The sequence below is a fragment of the Streptomyces sp. NPDC004542 genome (assembly GCF_040610035.1).
Lineage (GTDB): Bacteria > Actinomycetota > Actinomycetes > Streptomycetales > Streptomycetaceae > Streptomyces.
In genome coordinates, this window is the sequence record NZ_JBEXLP010000041.1 from 35,673 (window position 1) to 55,646 (window position 19,974).

Annotated in this window: 18 protein-coding genes; 13 read left to right on the forward strand and 5 right to left on the reverse strand. The window is 72.9% G+C overall.

Annotated features, from left to right (window positions below; genetic code table 11):
- Positions 1-1,850 (reverse strand): DEAD/DEAH box helicase (locus tag ABZX30_RS22385; protein ID WP_355935994.1); only part of this gene is annotated, 1,850 nt, incomplete at its 3' end.
- Between the two features lie 492 nt (positions 1,851-2,342).
- On the opposite strand from ABZX30_RS22385, the gene ABZX30_RS22390 reads away from it, so the two are divergent.
- Complete coding sequence (locus ABZX30_RS22390) at positions 2,343-3,089, forward strand: ferritin-like fold-containing protein (RefSeq protein ID WP_355935997.1); 747 nt, start codon at positions 2,343-2,345, stop codon at positions 3,087-3,089.
- A gap of 47 nt (positions 3,090-3,136) precedes the next feature.
- On the opposite strand, the gene ABZX30_RS22395 is transcribed toward ABZX30_RS22390, so the two are convergent.
- The 4 genes from ABZX30_RS22395 to ABZX30_RS22410 form a co-directional block, all read right to left on the reverse strand.
- Positions 3,137-3,406: a hypothetical protein gene (locus tag ABZX30_RS22395; RefSeq protein WP_355935999.1), complete on the reverse strand. Its 270-nt coding sequence runs from the start codon at positions 3,404-3,406 to the stop codon at positions 3,137-3,139.
- Between the two features lie 191 nt (positions 3,407-3,597).
- Positions 3,598-3,825 carry a DUF3107 domain-containing protein gene (locus ABZX30_RS22400; RefSeq protein WP_355936001.1) on the reverse strand — a complete coding sequence of 76 codons (228 nt, stop codon included), beginning with the start codon at positions 3,823-3,825 and terminating at the stop codon, positions 3,598-3,600.
- A 160-nt stretch (positions 3,826-3,985) separates the two neighbouring features.
- On the reverse strand, positions 3,986-4,627 hold the full coding sequence (locus ABZX30_RS22405) for a TetR/AcrR family transcriptional regulator (protein ID WP_355936003.1): 642 nt from the start codon (positions 4,625-4,627) through the stop codon (positions 3,986-3,988).
- 182 nt (positions 4,628-4,809) lie between these two features.
- Positions 4,810-5,037, reverse strand: coding sequence for a hypothetical protein (locus ABZX30_RS22410; RefSeq protein ID WP_355936006.1), 228 nt, complete (start codon positions 5,035-5,037; stop codon positions 4,810-4,812).
- Positions 5,038-5,255: 218 nt separating this feature from the next.
- Between ABZX30_RS22410 and ABZX30_RS22415 the strand changes: the two genes are divergently transcribed.
- The 12 genes from ABZX30_RS22415 to moeZ all read left to right on the forward strand — a co-directional run bounded on the left by ABZX30_RS22415 (position 5,256) and on the right by moeZ (position 19,885).
- Positions 5,256-6,260: an alpha/beta hydrolase gene (locus ABZX30_RS22415; RefSeq protein ID WP_355936008.1), complete on the forward strand. Its 1,005-nt coding sequence runs from the start codon at positions 5,256-5,258 to the stop codon at positions 6,258-6,260.
- Between the two features lie 8 nt (positions 6,261-6,268).
- The gene (locus tag ABZX30_RS22420; protein ID WP_355936011.1) at positions 6,269-7,855 is read left to right on the forward strand and encodes a DUF3152 domain-containing protein; all 1,587 of its coding nucleotides are present in this window, start codon (positions 6,269-6,271) and stop codon (positions 7,853-7,855) included.
- A gap of 56 nt (positions 7,856-7,911) precedes the next feature.
- Positions 7,912-8,007, forward strand: coding sequence for an Ms4533A family Cys-rich leader peptide (locus ABZX30_RS22425; protein WP_355936014.1), 96 nt, complete (start codon positions 7,912-7,914; stop codon positions 8,005-8,007).
- Positions 8,008-8,192: 185 nt separating this feature from the next.
- Positions 8,193-9,911, forward strand: a complete 1,719-nt coding sequence (locus ABZX30_RS22430) for an ABC transporter substrate-binding protein (protein WP_355936017.1) — start codon at positions 8,193-8,195, stop codon at positions 9,909-9,911.
- A 4-nt stretch (positions 9,912-9,915) separates the two neighbouring features.
- Positions 9,916-10,908: an ABC transporter permease gene (locus ABZX30_RS22435; protein ID WP_355936019.1), complete on the forward strand. Its 993-nt coding sequence runs from the start codon at positions 9,916-9,918 to the stop codon at positions 10,906-10,908.
- Positions 10,905-11,903, forward strand: coding sequence for an ABC transporter permease (locus tag ABZX30_RS22440; RefSeq protein WP_355936021.1), 999 nt, complete (start codon positions 10,905-10,907; stop codon positions 11,901-11,903). The genes ABZX30_RS22435 and ABZX30_RS22440 overlap by 4 nt, the downstream gene beginning before the upstream one ends.
- Entirely contained in the window at positions 11,900-13,492 is a 1,593-nt protein-coding gene (locus tag ABZX30_RS22445; protein ID WP_355936024.1) for an ABC transporter ATP-binding protein, read from the forward strand. The genes ABZX30_RS22440 and ABZX30_RS22445 overlap by 4 nt, the downstream gene beginning before the upstream one ends.
- 193 nt (positions 13,493-13,685) lie before the next feature.
- Complete coding sequence (locus ABZX30_RS22450; RefSeq protein WP_355936026.1) at positions 13,686-15,374, forward strand: DUF3492 domain-containing protein; 1,689 nt, start codon at positions 13,686-13,688, stop codon at positions 15,372-15,374.
- Positions 15,371-16,750, forward strand: coding sequence for a hypothetical protein (locus ABZX30_RS22455; RefSeq protein ID WP_355936029.1), 1,380 nt, complete (start codon positions 15,371-15,373; stop codon positions 16,748-16,750). Before ABZX30_RS22450 ends, ABZX30_RS22455 begins: the two co-directional genes overlap by 4 nt.
- 196 nt (positions 16,751-16,946) lie before the next feature.
- Entirely contained in the window at positions 16,947-17,906 is a 960-nt protein-coding gene (locus tag ABZX30_RS22460; protein WP_355936031.1) for an NAD-dependent epimerase/dehydratase, read from the forward strand.
- Positions 17,894-18,643 carry a spherulation-specific family 4 protein gene (locus ABZX30_RS22465; RefSeq protein WP_355936034.1) on the forward strand — a complete coding sequence of 250 codons (750 nt, stop codon included), beginning with the start codon at positions 17,894-17,896 and terminating at the stop codon, positions 18,641-18,643. The genes ABZX30_RS22460 and ABZX30_RS22465 overlap by 13 nt, the downstream gene beginning before the upstream one ends.
- A gap of 63 nt (positions 18,644-18,706) precedes the next feature.
- Positions 18,707-19,885, forward strand: coding sequence for an adenylyltransferase/sulfurtransferase MoeZ (gene moeZ, locus ABZX30_RS22470; protein WP_355936037.1), 1,179 nt, complete (start codon positions 18,707-18,709; stop codon positions 19,883-19,885).
- Positions 19,886-19,974: the final 89 nt, after the last annotated feature.

A 19,974-nucleotide genomic window follows, 5' to 3' on the forward strand; every position in this document is an offset into this window, starting at 1 on the left:
GTTTCGGCGGTGGCCGTGGTGGGTGCGGTTGCCGCGGTCTTGCGGGTGCGGCGTGCCTGGGGCTTGGCCTCGGTGGTTTCGGCGGTGTCGAGCGCGGCTTCGGCGGTTGCCGCGGTCTTGCGGGTGCGGCGACGCGGCTTCTCCTCCGGTGCCTCCACGACGGGGGTCACCTCGGTCTCGACCGCGGGCGCTGCCTCGGCCGGTGCCGCGACGGCCGGCTCCGCGGCTTTGCGGGTGCGGCGGCGGCGCGGCTTCTCGGTGGCGTCGGCCGTGGCCTCGCCCTCCGCCGTCGCCACGACGGCCTCCGCGGTCGGCGTGACCTCGCTCACCACGGTCTCGCTCACCACGGTCTCGCTCACCACGGTCTCGGTGGCCGCGACGGCCGGAGCCGCCTCCGCCGGGGCCCCGCCGCGCGTGCGGCGACGGCGGCGCAGCGTGCGGGGCGCGGTGGTCTCCTCCGCCGCGCCCGCCTCGGCGGCCGGCGACGCGGAGCCCGTGGGCGCCGTGCCGGGCGCGGAGTCCAGCGGAGCCCCGCCGCGCGTGCGGCGGCGGCTGCGCGGTGTACGCGCGGGACGCTCGCGCTCGGCGGTAGGGGCGTCACCGCCCCGGGAGTCACCCCTGCCGCCCCGGCCACCACGGGTGCGCGCACCGCGGCCACCGGTCTCGCCCAGGTCCTCCAGCACCTCCGCGTCCAGCCCGGCGCGGGTCCGCTCCGAGCGCGGCAGGGTGCCCTTGGTGCCCTCGGGGATGCCGAGGTCCGAGAACAGGTGCGGAGAGCTCGAGTACGTCTCCACCGGGTCGTTGAAGTCCAGCTCCAGCGCCTTGTTGATCAGCTGCCAGCGCGGGATGTCGTCCCAGTCGACGAAGGTGATCGCCGTACCCTTCGCGCCCGCGCGGCCGGTACGGCCGACCCGGTGCAGGTACGTCTTCTCGTCCTCGGGGGACTGGTAGTTGATGACGTGGGTCACGCCCTCGACGTCGATGCCGCGCGCGGCGACGTCGGTGCAGACGAGGACGTCCACCTTGCCGTTGCGGAAGGCGCGCAGCGCCTGCTCGCGGGCGCCCTGTCCGAGGTCGCCGTGGACCGCGCCGGAGGCGAACCCGCGGCGCTGGAGCTGCTCGGCGATGTCGGCCGCCGTGCGCTTGGTACGGCAGAAGATCATCGCCAGTCCGCGGCCCTCGGCCTGCAGGATGCGGGCGACCATCTCCGGCTTGTCCATGGAGTGCGCGCGGTAGACGAACTGCTTGATGTTGGCGACCGTCACGCCCTCGTCGTCCGGCGCGGTGGCGCGGATGTGGGTGGGCCGGGACATGTAGCGGCGCGCGAGGCCGATCACCGCGCCCGGCATGGTCGCCGAGAACAGCATGGTCTGGCGCCTGGCCGGCAGCATGTCGATGATCTTCTCGACGTCGGGCAGGAAGCCCAGGTCGAGCATCTCGTCGGCCTCGTCGAGGACCAGGCACTTCACGTGCTTCAGGTTCAGCTTCTTCTGGCCGGCCAGGTCCAGCAGCCGGCCCGGGGTGCCGACGACCACGTCGACGCCCTTCTTCAGCGCCTCGACCTGCGGCTCGTAGGCCCGGCCGCCGTAGATCGCCACCACGCGTACGTTGCGTACCTTGCCCGCGGTCAGCAGGTCGTTGGTGACCTGCGTGCACAGCTCGCGCGTGGGGACGACGACGAGCGCCTGCGGGGCCTCGGTCAGATCCTCGGGCTGGGCGCGGCCCGCCTCCACGTCGGCGGGGACGGTCACGCGCTCGAGGAGCGGAAGGCCGAAGCCCAGCGTCTTGCCGGTGCCGGTCTTGGCCTGGCCGATGACGTCCGTGCCCGAGAGGGCCACGGGCAGCGTCATCTCCTGGATGGGGAAGGGGTTGGTGATGCCGACGGCCTCCAGGGCCTCGGCGGTCTCGGGGAGGATTCCGAGTTCTCGAAACGTCGTAGTCAGGGTGCTGCCTCTTCTGTGTGTGCGGCGCGAGGGCGAGCGAGGGGGTCGTGTCGGACCGTGCCGGGGACGCCGGCTGCCGGACGGGCGAACCGCCGAGGGCGAGCCGTGGCACGGGACCTCTGCCAACGCTCCAGCGCTCGAACCGCTGAGGGTCCCCTCCGGTCGTCGTACGTACAGGGGCGTACGACCGCGGAGGGCTGTCGGGTCGGAGCCGATCGGGCCACCGACCGGGCATCCTCATGCGTGCGGCCTGTCGAGGTACGTCGAGGTACGTCGGCGTACTCAGCAGGCGCATTACCACCATACCCCGGAATCGTGCACATGCGATGGCCGATTCGGTCACGTAGTCGTCGTCACAGTGCTTGACCAGGGCCTCATCCGAGCGGTGAGCGGGCTATTGTGCGCTTCATGACGAGCTCTGACAAGCCTGACAACGCCACCGCCGAACACACCGGCGTCGCCGCCCAGGACTGGGCCAAGGCCTCCGCCGACCCGCAGTACCGCGCCGCGGTCGTGGACCTGCTCGGGGCGCTCGCCTACGGGGAGCTCGCGGCGTTCGAGCGTCTCGCCGAGGACGCCAAGCTGGCGCCCACGCTGGAGGACAAGGCGGAACTGGCGAAGATGGCCTCGGCGGAGTTCCACCACTTCGAGCGGCTGCGGGACCGGCTCACCGAGATCGGCGCGGAGCCGACCTCGGCCATGGAGCCGTTCGTGGCGGCACTCGACGGCTTCCACAAGCAGACCGCGCCCTCCGACTGGCTGGAGGGCCTGGTCAAGGCGTACGTCGGCGACTCGATCGCCAGCGACTTCTACCGGGAGGTCGCCGCCCGCCTCGACTCCGACACCCGCGAGCTGGTGCTGGCCGTCCTCGACGACACCGGGCACGCCGGTTTCGCGGTGGAGAAGGTGCGCGCCGCCATCGACGCCGACCCCCGCGTGGGCGGCCGGCTCGCCCTGTGGGCGCGGCGTCTGATGGGCGAGGCCCTGTCGCAGTCCCAGCGGGTGGTCGCCGACCGGGACGCCCTGTCCACGATGCTCGTCGGTGGCGTGGCGGACGGCTTCGACCTGGCGGAGGTCGGCCGGATGTTCTCCCGGATCACCGAGGCCCACACCAAGCGGATGGCCGCGCTCGGCCTCGCGGCGTAGCTCTTCGGCGGGTGCGGGTGCGGGTGCGGGTGCGGGTGCGGGTGCCCCTACGCCGGGGCCGATCGTCGGCGCAGGCGGCCGGCCGGGCGCAGCAGGAGGGACAGCGACGCCGCGGAGACGGCTGCCGCGCCGAGCAGGCTCGGCAGGACGCTGCCGGGGCCCAGTGCGCTGTGGGTGACGAAGTCCCCGAAGAGGGCTCCGGTGACGCCCGTGCCGAACACCAGGGCGCGGGCGGGCAGCCGGTGGGCGAGCCGGTGCACCGCGGCCCAGGCCAGCACCAGACCGAGCACGGCGGAGCCCAGAGCTTCCAGGATCATTACGGGTCCCTCCCACGCGGCCGGCTGCGCTTCACGGTCGTAGCCCGTCATACCCGTGACCTGCGGAATGCAATCCTCCCCTGTGGGTGACTCGTGCTCTCTTTGTGGAGCCGGTCCGCACGGGGAGGGGGCCCGTCGGCTCTTCGCCGACGGGCCCCCTCCCCGTGCGTAGGACGTCTCCCGCGTACCGGCTACAGCGGGCCGAAGCCCACCTTCCGGACGGTCGGCTCGCCGAGCTCGACGTACGCCAAGCGGTCCGCCGGGACCAGGACCTTGCGGCCCTTCTCGTCCTCGAGGCTCAGCAGTTGCGTCTTTCCGGCCAGCGCCTCGGCCACCACGCGCTCGACCTCCTCCGCGCTCTGACCGCTCTCCAGAACGATCTCGCGGGGCGCGTGCTGCACGCCGATCTTGACCTCCACGGCTATGTCCCTCCGACGGTCAGTGAGTGCGCGACCTTCCGCGCCGTACCCAGCACACATTAGCCCGGTGAGGGGACGTACACGTTCTGGGCAGGAACGCCATGAGCGAACAGCGGACGGGAACGGTCCGACGTGCCCGCCACGCGCGCGTCCCGCGTGCTCAGTGCTGCTCGATGCCGTGCAGCGGGAAGCCCGCGATGCCCCGCCAGGCCAGCGAGGCCAGCAGCTGCACCGCCTGGTCGCGCGGGACGCTGCGGTCGCTGTGCAGCCAGGAGCGGGCCACCACCTGGGCGAGCCCGCCGAGGCCGGAGGCCAGCAGCATCGACTCGGCCCGCGACAGGCCCGTGTCCTCGGCGATGACGTCGCAGATCGCCTCGGCGCACTCGTTGGTGACCTTGTCGACGCGTTCGCGCACCGCGGGCTCGTTCGTCAGGTCCGACTCGAAGACCAGGCGGAAGGCGCCGCCGTCGTCCTCCACGTACGCGAAGTAGGCGTCCATCGTCGCCCTCACGCGCTGCTTGTTGTCGGTCGTCGAGGCGAGGGCGTTCCGTACCGACTGGATCAGCGACTCGCAGTGCTGGTCCAGCAGCGCGAGGTAGAGGTCCAGCTTGCCCGGGAAGTGCTGGTAGAGCACCGGCTTGCTGACGCCGGCGCGCTCGGCGATGTCGTCCATGGCAGCCGCGTGGTACCCCTGGGCCACGAAGACTTCCTGGGCGGCGCCCAGGAGCTGGTTCCGGCGGGCACGGCGCGGCAGGCGAGTGCCCCGCGGGCGTGCCGCCTCTGTCTGCTCGATGGCTGTCACGCCGCCTCCCAAAATCACGTCCACATGCGGTGTGCGCCGCGCGGCCATCGTACTTTTCGGTAACCGTGCTGTGCGCGGTGAGAGCGCAGAATTTCACGTACCGGACGATGCGGAAAGCGGTACGGACGGCCATAAAACCGGGCAGGTGGCTTCGTACCTGGCCGGAGATGACCGGCCGGCGGTCAGCGGTAGTCGTCCTCGTCGAGGGAGACGACCCGTGCCTGTTCGATGAGGTCCGCCTCGCTCGCGCGGTCCGGCTCCACTCCCGTGAGGGGGTCGTCGTGGTCCGGGGCGAGGTCCGCGTGCTGCTCCGCGGCGTCGACCTCGGGGGCCTCGACGTCGATCTCCGTCAGGTCATCCTCGGTCTCGAGCTCCTGAAACGTCTCGGGATCGCTGGGGTCATAGGCCATGGTGGGCTCCCTTCCTACGAACGTCCCCGGAAGCATGGAAGCAGCAGGGGCCACATGCGGGTGCCCTTCGTACGAGCGTAGGAGACACCCGATGCGGACGCTATGCCATCTGCCCCCGATCGTCGTGCGGCTCATCGGCCGGTTCACCGGTGCGGAGCGTTCCATGCTGTGACGGCGAACACGTGAGCCAGTGTGTGATCGTCTCGTAACATTGCCCCATGTCTTCGACCGAGTTGCCGTCCGTGCCGGCCGCGAGCGTCCTCCCGAGGGTGTCGCCCGTCCGGGTCGCGGAGGGTGAGCGCCTCAGGTCGGTGGGTCTGCCGGGGGTCACGCTGACCGTCCGGTCGAGACCACCCGCGCGCGAGGGGCTGCCGCCCGCGCTGTACGTGCACGGGCTCGGCGGTTCCTCGCAGAACTGGTCGGCGCTGATGCTCGAGCTCGACGGCTTCGTCGACAGCGAGGCGGTCGACCTGCCGGGCTTCGGGGACTCGCCGCCGCCGGACGACGGCGACTACTCCGTCACCGGACACGCGCGCGCGGTCATCCGCTATCTCGACGCGGCCGGCCGTGGCCCGGTCCACCTCTTCGGCAATTCCCTGGGCGGCGCGGTCACCACGCGCGTGGCCGCCGTGCGGCCCGATCTCGTCCGGACGCTCACGCTGGTCTCGCCCGCGCTTCCCGAACTGTACGTGCAGCGCACGGCCGTGCCGACGGCTCTGCTGGGCGTGCCCGGTGTGGCCGGTCTCTTCACCCGCCTCACCAGGGAGTGGACGGCCGAGCAGCGCGTCCGGGGTGTCATGGCCCTGTGCTACGGGGACCCCGGGCGGGTGTCGCCCGAGGCGTTCCGGCACGCCGTGGAGGAGCTGGAGCGACGGCAGCGGCTGCCCTACTTCTGGGACGCCATGACGCGCTCCGCGCGCGGGATCGTCAACGCCTACACACTGGGCGGCCAGCACGGCCTCTGGCGCCAGGCCGAACGCGTCCTCGCCCCGACGCTCCTCGTCTACGGCGGCCGTGACCAGCTGGTCGGCTACCGCATGGCGCGGAAGGCGGCCCGTTCCTTCCGTGACTCCCGTCTGCTGTCCCTGCCGGACGCCGGGCACGTGGCGATGATGGAGTACCCGGACACGGTGGCCGGTGCCTTCCGGGAGCTTTTCGCCGAGGTGGGCGAGGTGCGGTTCCAAGGCGGCGCGGACACCGCCGGCACGGGCGCGGGGGGCTGAGGGGCGACGTGGGACGCCACAGCCGCCGCGGTAAGGCACCCAAGGGTGACCCGGCCTCCGCGGCCACAACCGCACAGACCTCCGGCGGGAGCCCCACCGGACAGGGCACCGCCCCGGACCGGCGGGAGCCGGGTGCGGCTCCGGGGACGATGCCGGGGGCGCGGCCGGAAGCCGGACCCGTACCGGTGCCGGGACAGCGCCGGGCGCCGATGGACGGGGGAGCGGGACACGGGGTGCCGCGCGGCCCCGCCGGGACGTCCGCTCAGGCCACGCCCGCTCGGAATGTACCTCGTACGCCTGACGGCACTCCGGCGCACGGTGTGCCGCGTATGCAGGACGGCACTCCGGCGCGTGGTATGCCGCGTATGCAGAACGGTGCTCAGGCGCGTGATGTGCCGCGTACACAGGACGGCACCCCGGCCGGTGGCGTGCCCCGCCCCTTCACGGGTACGCCGGCCCGGGCCCGCGGTGGCCACCCCGAGCAGCGGGAGCCCGGCGGCGGCTGGGGCGAGTTCCCGGGCCGGGGTGAGGGCGGGAGCGACGTGCGTTCCGGCGCGGCCGGGCCCCGAGCCGGCCTGCCGCGGCAGCGGCAGGGGGTTCCCGGCGGGCCCCGCAAGGAGTACGTCGACGCCTTCGACCGAGGGCTCGAGGAGGACGACGACGTCTTCGCACCCCGGCCGGGAGCCGGCACGCGGCGCACGGAGTCGCGCGTTCCCGCGCCGACCCGGACGCCCGAGACCGGCGGCCGGGACGACGGCGCACCCCCGGCCGGTGATCCCGCGCTGTCCAAGGGAAGCAAGGGGCGGACCTTCACCGGTGTCGCGGCGGCCGCCGTGACCACCGTGCTGGCGGTGATCGTGGCCGGGCAGGTCACCGACGGCCGCGACGACACCACCGCGCAGTCCCGCTCCGCCCCCGACGGGTCCGACGCCGGCGACTCCGTCTCGCGCGGGGACGCCCGGCCGGCGCCTTCCGGGTCCCCGGCCGTGGCGACGCTGACGTACGCCCAGAAGATGGCCGCCACGTACCCGCTCGGCGTCACCCTGAAGGGGCCGGGGAAGTTCGACGCGGTCCCCGGTACGGACAAGGCGCCCGGCAAGGGCCGCACGTACACCTACCGGGTGGACGTCGAGCGGGGACTCGGCCTGGACGGCGAGCTCTTCGCCCAGGCCGTGCAGAAGACCCTCAACGACGACCGCAGCTGGGCCCACGGCGGCGCCCGCACCTTCGAGCGGGTCTCCTCCGGCAAGCCGGACTTCGTGATCACCCTGGCCAGTCCCGGCACCACCGCCGCGTGGTGCGCCAAGTCCGGCCTGGACACCACGGAGGACAACGTCTCCTGCGACTCGGCCGCCACCGAACGCGTGATGATCAACGCCTATCGCTGGGCGCAGGGCTCGAAGACCTACGGTGACGAGATGCACGCCTACCGTCAGATGCTCATCAACCACGAGGTCGGCCACCGGCTCGGCTACGGCCATGTCACCTGCGACAAGAACGGCCAGCTTGCTCCGGTGATGCAGCAGCAGACCAAGTTCCTGAACCACGACGGCATCCACTGCCTGCCCAACCCCTGGCCCTACCCGAGGAGTTGACGGGCGGCGCCGGTCTCGCGTTGACATGCGCCGAAAGTTCGTTCATATTTCTGCGCATGTGGTCCAGTCCTTTCGCCGACAGCAGCGCCGCCATCGAGCTGGCGCTCCTCGGCGTGACCGCGCTCTGCGTGGCCGACATCCACTGTCGCTGACGCCTCCTCCCGGCGTTCGCGTCTCGATTCCCAGCACTTTCCCCGTGACGTGGTCACGGCTTTTCGACGACCCGGCGCCCGGGGCAGACGTCTGTTCCTTTTCGTCTCATTCCTCGTCTGTCTGTCTCGCCATCCGAGATGACTCCAGAGGCAGCCGACACGCCAACCGAGAGGTCGTCATTCCGATGCGTCAACCGTCCCGCAGAGCGCGCCGCGTGGCCGCGGCAACCGTCAGCCTGGTCGTGGCAGCGGGCGCCGCCGCCTGCGGGCCGAAGGACAACGATGCCAAGGCCTCCGGCGGCGATTCCACACCCCGCGAGGGCGGCACCCTCACGGTCCTGAACTCCGAGGCGCAGACGGACTTCGACCCCGCCCGCCTGTACACCTCCGGCGGCGGCAACGTCCCCTCCCTCGTCTTCCGCACGCTCACCACCCGCCATCGCGAGAACGGCGCGGCCGGCGCCAAGGTCGTCCCCGACCTGGCCACCGACACCGGGCGCCCGAGCGAGAACGCGACCGTGTGGACGTACACCCTGAAGAAGGGCCTCAAGTACGAGGACGGCACCCCGATCACCTCGGCCGACATCAAGTACGGCATCGAGCGCTCCTTCGCCCCCGAACTCTCCGGCGGCGCCCCCTACCTGAGGGACTGGCTGGTCGGCGCCGCCGACTACCAGGGGCCGTACAAGGACAAGAAGGGCCTGTCGGCGATCGGGACGCCGGACAGCCGGACCATCGTCTTCCATCTGAACAAGCCCGAGGGCGAGTTCCCGTACCTGGCCACACAGACCCAGTTCACACCCGTCCCCAGGAGCAAGGACACGGGAACCAAGTACGAGGAGCACCCCCTCTCCTCGGGGCCGTACAAGGTGGTCCGCAACGAGAACGACGGCGAGCACCTGGTCCTCGAACGCAACACGTACTGGTCGCCGGCGACGGACGCGGAGCGCAAGGCCTACCCGGACAAGGTCGACGTACGCTCCGGGCTCGACTCCTCGGTGATCAACCAGCGGCTCGCCGCGTCCCAGGGGACGGACGCCGCCGCGGTCACCACCGACACCAACCTCGGCCCGGCCGAACTCGCCAAGGTGACCGGAGACAAGGAACTCGCCGCGCGCGTGGGCACCGGCCACTTCGGCTACACGGACTACATCGCGTTCAACCCGACGGTCAAGCCGTTCGACAACGCCAAGGTGCGCCAGGCGATCTCCTACGCCATCGACCGGTCGTCCGTCGTCAACGCGGCGGGCGGTTCGGCGCTCGCCGAGCCCGCGACCACCTTCCTGCCCGACCAGAAGTCCTTCGGCTACACGCCGTACGACCACTTCCCGGCCGGGAAGACCGGCAACGCGGCGAAGGCCGGGGAACTGCTGAAGGAGGCCGGCTACGAGAACGGGCTCACGCTGACCCTCACGCACTCCAACAGCAAGGACTTCGAGACCGGCCCGGAGATCGCCACCGCCGTCCAGGACGCGCTGAAGAAGGCCGGCATCACGGTCAGGCTCCAGGGGCTGGAGGACAACGACTACCGGGACAAGATCCACAGTGTGAAGACCGAACCCGGCTTCTTCCTCGCCCACTGGGGAGCCGACTGGCCCTCCGGCGGCCCCTTCCTCGCCCCGATCTTCGACGGCCGGCAGATCGTCAAGGACGGCGCGAACTTCAACACGGGCCTGCTGAACGACAAGTCGGTCAATGCCGAGATCGACGCGATCAACAAGTTGACGGACCTTGACGCCGCGGCCGAGCGGTGGGGCGCACTGGACGAGAAGATCGGCGAGCGGGCCCTCGTGGTGCCGCTGTTCCACCCCGTCTACAAGCGTCTGTACGGCCAGGACGTCAAGAACATCGTGATCAGCGACTGGACCGGCGTCCTGGACATCTCCCAGGTCGCGGTGAAGTAGCGCCGTGAGCGAGGCACTCGTCGCCGTCGGGACCACCGGGACGGACCCCTCCGTCCCGGCGGTCTCGGGGGCCCGTCAGTTCTGGCGGCGGCTGCGCGGGCAGCGCGCCGCCCTCGTCGCCGCGGCCCTCGTCGCGCTGCTCGTCCTGGTCGCGCTGGCCGCGCCGCTGCTCACCGCCGTCGAGGGCCAGGACCCCACCACCTACCACCCCTCCCTCATCGACTCCGCGCGCGGGGGCGTGCCCGTCGGATCCTTCGGCGGCATCGGCGCCGACCACTGGCTCGGGGTCGAACCGCAGACCGGACGCGATCTGTTCGCGCGGCTGGTGTACGGAGCGCGGGTCTCCCTCGGGGTCGCGCTGGCGGCGACGGTGGTGCAGGTCGTCCTCGGTGTCACCATCGGCGTCGCGTCCGCGCTCGGCACCCGCTGGGTTGATCAACTGTTGAGCCGGGCCACCGACGTCATCGTCTCCATGCCGCTGATGATCATGTCCCTGGCACTGCTGGCGGTCGTTCCGCCCGGCTTCCCGCGGCCGGTCCTGGTCACCCTGGTCATCGGCCTCATCGCCTGGGGCAACATCGCGAAGATCGTGCGCGCCCAGACGCTCGCCCTGAAGGGGCTCGACCACGTCTTGGCCGCCCGGCTGAGCGGCTGGGGCCCCTGGCGCGTCGCCCGCCGGGAACTCCTGCCGGGCCTCGCCGCACCGATCATCACCTACGCGGCGCTGCTCGTCCCCACGAACATCTCCATCGAGGCTGCCCTGTCCTTCCTCGGCGTCGGCGTGAAGCCGCCGACGCCCTCCTGGGGGCAGATGCTCACGGCCGCCGACGTCTGGTACCAGGCGGCACCGCAGTACCTGCTGCTGCCCGCCGGCGCGCTGTTCGTCACCGTCCTCGCCCTCACCGTCCTCGGCGACGGCGTGCGCACGGCCCTCGACCCGCGCGCGGTCTCGCGGCTGCGCGTCGGCACCGGCCGGAAGCGGGAGGCCAAGGCGTGAACGGCTTCGGAGGATTCGTCCTGCGCCGCGCCGCCGGCGCCCTGGTCACCCTGTTCGCCATCTCGGTGATCGTCTACGTGGTCTTCTACGTCACCCCCGGCAACGTCGCCCAGATCACCTGCGGCCCGCGCTGCTCGCCGGAGCAGGTGCACCAGGTCGCCCAGCAGCTGAAACTCGGCGACCCGCTGTACGTCCGCTACTGGCACTTCCTGCTGGGGATCGTCGCCGGCCAGGACTACTCGACGGGAACGGCCGTGGCGCACTGCCCGGCGCCCTGCCTCGGGCTGTCGTACCGGAGCGACCAGCAGGTCACCGGCATCATCCTGGCGAGACTCCCGGTCAGCCTGTCGCTCGTGCTCGGCGCGATGGTGCTGTGGCTCGTCCTGGGCGTCGGCACCGGCGTCCTCTCCGCCTGGCGGCGCGGCCGGCTCACCGAACGGGTGCTGACCGCCCTCACCCTGGCCGGCTGGGCCACGCCGGTCTTCGTCATCGGCCTGATCCTGATGATCGTCGTCTGCGGCGAACTCCGGCTGCTGCCCTTCCCGCAGTACGTGAAGTTCACCGACGACCCCGAGCAGTGGGCGTGGAACCTGCTGCTGCCCTGGCTCTCGCTGGCCCTGATCGAGGCCGCCGCCTTCGCGCGCCTCACCAGGGCGGCCATGCTGGAGACGCTCGCCGAGGACCACATCCGCACCTTCCGCGCGTACGGCGTGGGCGAGCGGTCGGTCGTCGGGCGGCACGCGCTGCGCGGCGCGCTGGCGCCCGTCATCGCGCTGAACGCCAACAACGTCGGCTCGGCCGTCGGCGGCGCGGTCCTCACCGAGACCCTGTTCGGCCTGCCCGGCATCGGCCAGGAGCTGGTGCACGCGGTGAACGTCGTCGACCTGCCGGTGGTCGTCGGCATGGTCCTGGTCGTCGGCTTCTTCGTGGTCCTCGCCAACGCCGCCGCGGACGTGCTGTACGCGGTGGCCGACCGACGGGTGGTGCTCTCATGAGCCTGGTGGAAGTGACGGACCTGAGCGTCGAGTTCGGATCCCTGCGGGCCGTGGACGGGCTGTCGTTCCGCCTGGAGCCCGGCGCCGCCCTCGCCCTGGTCGGCGAGTCCGGCTCCGGCAAGTCCACGGTCGCCGGCGCCCTGCTGGGCCTGCACCGGGGCACGGGGGCCCGGACCGGCGGCTCGGTCCACGTCGCCGGCACCGACGTGCGAAGCGCCTCCGACGAGGAACTCCGCCGGCTGCGCGGGGCGAAGGCCGCCATGGTCTTCCAGGACCCGCTGTCCTCGCTCGACCCGTACTACGCGATCGGCGACCAGATCGCCGAGGTCTACCGCACGCACACGCGCGCGTCGCGACGGGCGGCACGCGCGCGTGCCGTCGAGGTCCTCGACCGGGTGGGCATCCCGGACGCGGTACGCCGGTCCCGCGCGCGCCCGCACGAGTTCAGCGGCGGCATGCGCCAGCGCGCCCTGATCGCCATGGCGCTCGCGTGCGCACCCGCGCTGCTCATCGCCGACGAGCCGACCACCGCGCTGGACGTGACCGTGCAGGCCCAGATCCTCGACCTGCTGCACACCCTGCGCGAGGAGACCGGCATGGGGCTCCTCCTCGTCACCCACGACGTCGGCGTGGCCGCCGAGAGCGTCGACGAGGTGCTGGTCATGCGGCACGGAAAGGCGGTCGAGCACGGGCCGGTCGGCACCGTCCTGGGAGCGCCCGGCGAGCCGTACACCCGGGAGCTGCTCGGCGCGGTACCGCGCGTGGACGCGCCGCGTGCCGCCTCGCGGACGGCCGGCGAGACCGTGCTGGAGGCGACCGGCCTCCGGCGTGCGTTCGGCCACGGCAGGGGGGCGGTCACGGCCGTCGACGACGTGTCGCTGACCGTCCGCCGGGGCGAGACCCTCGGCATCGTGGGCGAGAGCGGCAGCGGCAAGACGACGCTCGGGCGCATGCTGGTCGGGCTGCTGGAGCCGACGGCGGGCGAGGTCCGTTTCGAGGGCCGCGCGGTGAGCGGCGTGAACCCGGCCGTGCAGATGGTCTTCCAGGACCCCGTCTCCTCCCTGAACCCCCGCCGCAGCGTGGGCGAGTCCATCGCCGACCCGCTGCGCGCGCGAGGGGACCGGCATGAGGAGCGCATCCGGGGGCGCGTGACGGAACTGCTGGAGCGCGTCGGTCTCGAAGGGGCGCACTACGACCGCTACCCGCACCAGTTCAGCGGCGGACAGCGCCAGCGCGTGGGCATCGCGCGGGCGCTCGCGGCCGGCCCGCGCGTCATCGTCTGCGACGAGCCCGTCTCCGCCCTCGACGTCACCACGCAGGCCCAGGTGGTGGCCCTGCTCGGCGAGCTGCAGCGCGAACTCGGACTCGCCCTGGTCTTCGTCGCGCACGACCTCGCCGTCGTACGACAGGTGAGCGACCGGGTCGCGGTGATGCGCCGCGGGCGGATCGTGGAGTGCGGACCCGCCGACGAGGTATACGACGACCCGCGGGACCCGTACACCAGGCAGCTGCTGGCCGCCGTACCCGCCCTGGACCCCCGGGTCGCGGCCGAACGGCGGGCCGCCCGCCGGGAGCTCGCCGCGGCCTGACCGTGTGCGTCCGCGCGATCTCCTAGCGCGACGCAACGCGGCCCGCACGAGAAAGTTACGACCGTTCACCCCTTTTGGTGGCGCGATGGACAACCGTCCGTCGCGCCACCGGCTTGTCCGCATACGTTCGTCCCGCTACGAGCCGCCGGGACAACGGCGGCTTCCCGGACGGGAGATGATCGGGGGTGCACACGTGCGCATCGGACTGCTGACGGAGGGTGGCTATCCGTATGTGAGCGGTGACGCCGGGCTCTGGTGCGACCGGCTCGTGCGCGGGCTCGGGCAGCACGAGTTCGACATCTACGCGCTCAGCCGCACCCAGCGGCAGGAGGACGAGGGCTGGATCCCGCTTCCGCAGCAGGTCAGCCGGGTACGGACCGCACCGCTGTGGGCCGCCGATGACGACGGGGCGGTGCACGGGCGGCGCGCCCGCAGGCGCTTCGCCGACTGCTACGGGGAACTCGCCGGGGTGGTCTGCGCGGCCCCGGACGCCGATCCCCATGCCCTGGCGGACCGTTTCGGCAGCGCGCTGTACGGACTCGCCGAACTCGCCCGCGACGAGGGCGGACTGCCCGGCGCCCTGCGCTCCGAAACCGCCGTACGCACCCTGGAGCGTGCCTGCCGCACGGCCGGCGCCCCGCGTACCGCGCGCGAGGCCCGTGTCCTCGAACTGCTCACCGTCGCCGCACACCTCGAACGCGCCCTGCGGCCCCTCTCCCTCGACTGGTACGAGGACGACAGCCTCGGCTCGGCCGACCTGTGCCACGCCACGACCGGCGGCCCGGCGGCCCTGGCCGGGCTCCTCGCGGGCCACTTCTGCGAGGTGCCGCTGCTGGTCACCGAGTACGGCGTACAACTGCGCTCCCACTACCTGGCCGCAGGCCCCGGCACCGCGGCCCCGGCCGTACGGGCCCTGCTCGCCGCCTTCCACCGCCTGCTCGCCGCCGAGACCTACCGGCGGGCCGCGATCATCACGCCCGGCAACACGCACGCCCGCCGCTGGCAGGAGCGCTGCGGCGCGGCCCGCGTCAGGATCCGCACCGTGCACCCGGGCATGGAGGCGTCCCGCTTCGCGGAGGTCGGCGAGTCCCCGGACCGCGCCGACCCGGGCACACTGGTGTGGGTCGGCCGGGTGGACCCCGCCAAGGACCTGGTGTCCCTGCTGCACGCCTTCGCCGAGGTGCGCAGGGCCGAGCCCGGGGCACGGTTGCGCATCGTGGGCGCGGCGACCGGCCCGGAGGCCCGGGAGTACCTGCGGCACTGCGAGGTGCTGGCCGCACAGCTCTTCCCGGACGAGGCCGACGGCGCGCACGCGATCGGCGAGAACCCCGTCTCCTTCGAGGAGATCGGCGGTCCCGAGGCCCCGACCCTCGCCGACGCCTACGCGGCGGGTGCCGTCGTCGTCCTGTCCAGCGTCGTCGAGGGCTTCCCGGTCACCCTGGTCGAGGCCATGCTCTGCGGCCGGGCCACGGTGTCCACGGACGTCGGTGCGGTGGTCGAGGCCGTCGGCGGCACCGGACTGGTCGTCCCGCCGCGCAATCCCCGAGCGCTCGCCGAGGCGTGCCTGACACTGCTGCGCGACCCTGAGCGCCGTGCGCGCCTGGGCGCCGCAGCCCGCGCCCGCGCGCTCGAACTGTTCACCGTCGAGCAGAACATCGCGGCGTTCCAGAGCATCTACCTGGAGATCGTCTCGCGCTGTCCCGTACGCCGTGTGATCACCGGCAAGTCCGGCGAGCCCCTGCCGTTCGCCGTCCCCGCCGAAGCTCATGTCCCCGGGCGCTGGACCGGCCCCACCGCCCGTGTCGCGGCCCGCGGGGGCCCCGGCTGGGCGACCGGCGCCCCCGTGCGGGCCACCCGGTCGGCCGCGGAGGCGGCACGATGAGCGGCCTGGGCGAGCTGGGCCACCCCGGAACGCCCGGCAACCCCGGCGCGTGGGACGCACGGTCGCAGAAGTGGTCTGCGGGGGAAAGGCCGACGCCGGGCGCGACGGCGACGCCGGACGCGACGGGGAGGCTGGGGGCTGCCCCGGAGCCGGAGTTACCGTACGCGGCGGAGCGGCCCCAGCCGGGACCGGTGCGGGAGGCCGGGTCCGATGCCCTCCACCGGCGTGAGGACGGAGCCGGCGGCGCCCCCCGCTCCGCCGCCCGCCGCGGCGCCGCCGACCCGGTCAAGGCGCTGATGCACCGGCACCGCCGGCTGTGCGAGCGGTCTGTGGACCCGCTGGAGATCGCGGCGGGCCTCGAGGCACACGGCGTCACCGACCGGACCGCCGCGCGCTTTCGCCACCGGGACGTCTTCTCGCTCGCCGAGGAGATGTTCGCGCGCGCGTCCCGCGACGGCGACGGCCCCCCGCCCGCCGACACCACCGCTCCGCCCCGGACCCGTCCCGACTGGGCGCTGCTCACCCTCCTGCCGGGCGCCCTCGGCACGGCGGTGGTGACCGCTCTGCGCCTCACCCATGGCCGGCCGCGCCTGCTGGTGGCCGCCGCGGGCTTCCTCGCCCTGGCCCTCGCGGTGCGTGCGGCACTGCGCCGCGGCCCGCTGAGCACGCCGGCCGGCCCCCGCGCGTGGCGCACGGCGACCCGCACGCGCGCGTCGACCGTCTGGCTGCTCGCCTACGCCCTCCTCGGGGACGGCCTGCTCCGAGCCGTCCTGGACGGAGGCCCGGACCACCTGCCGACCGGCGCGGCGGACGGCCCCTGGCCGCTGGCCACCGCGCCCGTACTGGCCCTCGTCCTCGGCTGCGCCCCGGCGGCCTGGTGCGCCCACCTGTTCGCCGTGCGGACCCACCGCGGACTCACGGCCAGCAGTGGCCTGGAGGAGTTCGCCGCAGCCACGCGACCGGCCCTGTTCGGCACCTTCGCCCTGTTCCTGGCCGTCCTCACCGCCCTGCTCGCCCTGTGCGGCGCGGCCCTGCACCAACCCGCCGCCTACCCCCAGGCCCTCACCCTGGGCGCCCTCCTCCTGCTGGCCCGCCTGCTCACCGTGCACCGCCACCGCCACGCCCCTGCGATGGTCCTGGCGGTGGCGGCCGGTGCGGAGGCGGCGGCCTCCGCCCTGGACCTCACCGGCCGCCTGCCCGGGTGCGCCTTCCTGGCGGCGCCCGTCGAGTCGCTCGTGGGCAGGTGGGGCCCGGGCAGTGTGCCCACCCTCGCCTGCGGGACCGCGGCTCTGGTCCTGCTGGTCCACGCCGGCCGGACCCTGACCCGGGCCTCGGCCCACGCGCCGACGGAGGACCGGACGGGAGAGCGGTCATGACAAGAGCAGGCCCGGACGCCCGGCCGGCTCCCCGCAGAGACCGTCCGCCCGCCCCGGAGGCCGCCCTCGCGGCCCCACCCGGCCGCCGCAGGCAACCGCACCACCCCCTCGAAGGAGAACACCAGATGACCACCTCCCGACCCGGAGCGTCCGGAGCCACCGGAACAGCCGGAGCGATCACCCCGGGAGCGGCCCGATGAGAGTCCTGCTGATCGGAGCCAACGGCTACCTCGGCCGCTTCGTCGCCGACCGCCTGCTCGCCGACCCGGCCGTCCAGCTCACCGCCCTCGGCCGCGGCGACGACGCCGACGTCCGCTTCGACCTGGCGACGGGCAGCCCCGGCGCGCTCACCCGCTTCCTCGACGCGGTCCACCCCGGCGTGGTCGTCAACTGCGCGGGCGCCACCCGCGGCGGCGCCCGCGAACTCACCCGGCACAACACCGTCGCCGTCGCCACCGTCTGCGAGGCTCTGCGCCGCAGCGGCTGTGGCGCCCGTCTGGTGCAGATCGGCTGCGGCTCCGAGTACGGCCCGAGCCAGCCCGGCTCCTCCACGGCCGAGGACGCCGTGCCCCGCCCCGGCGGCCCGTACGGAGTCAGCAAGCTCGCGGCCACCGAACTGGTCCTCGGCTCCGGCCTCGACGCCGTCGTGCTCCGGGTCTTCTCACCCGCTGGCCCCGGCACCCCGGCCGGCTCCCCGCTCGGCCGCCTCGCCGAGGCGATGCGCCGCGCCATGCAGTCAGGTGATGGCGAGCTCAAGCTCGGCGGCCTCGGCGTCCAGCGGGACTTCGTCGACGTACGCGACGTCGCCCGTGCCGTGCACGCCGCCTCGTTGTCCGCCGCGCAAGGCGTCATCAACATCGGCTCGGGCCGCGCCGTGCGCCTGAGGGACGCCGCCACCGTCCTCGCTCGGGTGGCCGGGTACGGCGGCGCCCTGCACGAACTCGACGGCCCGCCCGGCCCGCTGCGGCCCGCCATCGGCCATCCCCGCTCCGACGCCGACCACGCCGCCCCGGTCGCGTACCCGTACCCGGACGGCTGCGGCAGCTGGCAGCAGGCCGACGTGCGCACCGCCCGCGACCGGCTCGGCTGGCGCCCCCGGATCAATCTCGAGGAATCCCTCGCCGACATCTGGATGGAGGCGGCATGCCGTATCTGACCAGCACCAGACCGGGCACCGCGACCACCGGCACCGGCACCGGCTTCGGCGTCCCCGGCTACGCCCACCCCCTCGTCGCGCCGACCGAATGGGACGCGCTGGTCCGCCCCGGCGCACCCCTGCACTGGGTCGTCCTCAACGTCGCCCAGGGTCCCGGCGCCCGCCCCGACCCGCACTGCCTCCAGGCGGCCGGGCGGCTGCGCAACGCGGGCGTACGGGTCCTCGGCCACCTCGACGCCCGGTACGGTCTGCGCGCCTTCGGCGAGCTGGTCGCGGACGCGCACCGCTTCCTCGACTGGTACCAGGTGGACGGCTTCCTGCTGGACCGCTGCCCCGCCGAGCGCACCGCGCTCGGCGGGGTGCGCCGCGTGGTGAGCACGCTGCGCGCGATCCGTGACGACGCCCACATCGTCCTCGGCCACGGCATCCACCCCCATCCGGGATACGCCGAGAACGCCGACCAGCTGGTGACCTTCTCCGGCTCCTGGAGCGACTACCGCTGGTCGCAGGTCGCCGAGTGGACCGCCGACTACCCGGCCGACGGCTTCTGCCACTTCGTGCACGGCGTGCCCCGCGGCCACCTCGACGAAGCCCTTCGCATCGCCCGCTGGCACGGCGCGGCGACCATCTGGTTCACCGACCGCAGCGATCGCCGTGGCCGCGCCGACCCCTGGGAGGGCATGCCCGGCTACTGGGACGAAATTGTCTCGCGTGTCGGAACGGGTGTCTCGGAATGAAAAAGGGCGTGGCACTGTTACGGGAAGAACAACCGTACTGTTTGACCGACCAACGGAGTCCCCGTGTCGCTGCCACCCCTGGTCGAGCCAGCTCCTGAGCTCACCGTAGACGAGGTCCGCAGGTACTCCCGCCACCTGATCATCCCCGATGTCGGGATGGACGGGCAGAAGCGGCTGAAGAACGCCAAGGTGCTCTGTGTCGGCGCCGGCGGCCTGGGCTCGCCGGCGCTGATGTACCTGGCCGCCGCGGGCGTCGGCACCCTCGGCATCGTGGAGTTCGACGAGGTCGACGAGTCGAACCTGCAGCGCCAGATCATCCACAGCCAGTCCGACATCGGCCGCTCCAAGGCCGAGTCCGCGCGCGACAGCGTGAAGGGCATCAACCCGTACGTGAACGTGATCCTTCACGAGGAGCGGCTCGAGGCCGACAACGTGATGGACATCTTCAGCCAGTACGACCTGATCGTCGACGGCACGGACAACTTCGCCACCCGCTACCTGGTCAACGACGCGTGCGTGCTGCTGAACAAGCCGTACGTGTGGGGTTCCATCTACCGCTTCGACGGCCAGGCCTCGGTCTTCTGGTCCGAGCACGGTCCCTGCTACCGCTGCCTCTACCCGGAGCCCCCGCCCCCCGGCATGGTTCCCTCCTGCGCCGAGGGCGGCGTCCTGGGCGTACTGTGCGCGTCCATCGGCTCCATCCAGGTCACCGAGGCGATCAAGGTCCTCACGGGCACCGGTGAGCCGCTCGTCGGCCGCCTGATGATCTACGACGCCCTGGAGATGCAGTACCGCCAGGTCAAGGTCCGCAAGGACCCGAACTGCGCGGTCTGCGGCGAGAACCCGACCGTCACCGAACTCATCGACTACGAGGCCTTCTGCGGCGTCGTGTCCGAGGAGGCCCAGGCGGCGGCCGCCGGCTCCACGATCACTCCCAAGCAGCTCAAGGAGTGGATCGACGACGGCGAGAGCATCGACATCATCGACGTCCGCGAGCCGAACGAGTACGAGATCGTCTCCATCCCCGGCGCCCGTCTGATCCCGAAGAACGAGTTCCTCATGGGCACCGCCCTCGAGGGCCTCCCGCAGGACAAGAAGATCGTCCTGCATTGCAAGACGGGTGTCCGCAGTGCGGAAGTCCTGGCCGTGCTGAAGTCCGCGGGCTTCGCCGACGCCGTCCACGTCGGCGGCGGCGTCATCGGCTGGGTCAACCAGATCGAACCCGACAAGCCGGTCTACTGAGCCACGGCTCGTCCCGCTCGTCCGACGGCGGGGGGGGGGGGGGCGCCGGGGGGGGGGGGGGCCCCCCGCGGGGGGGGGCCCGCGCCCCT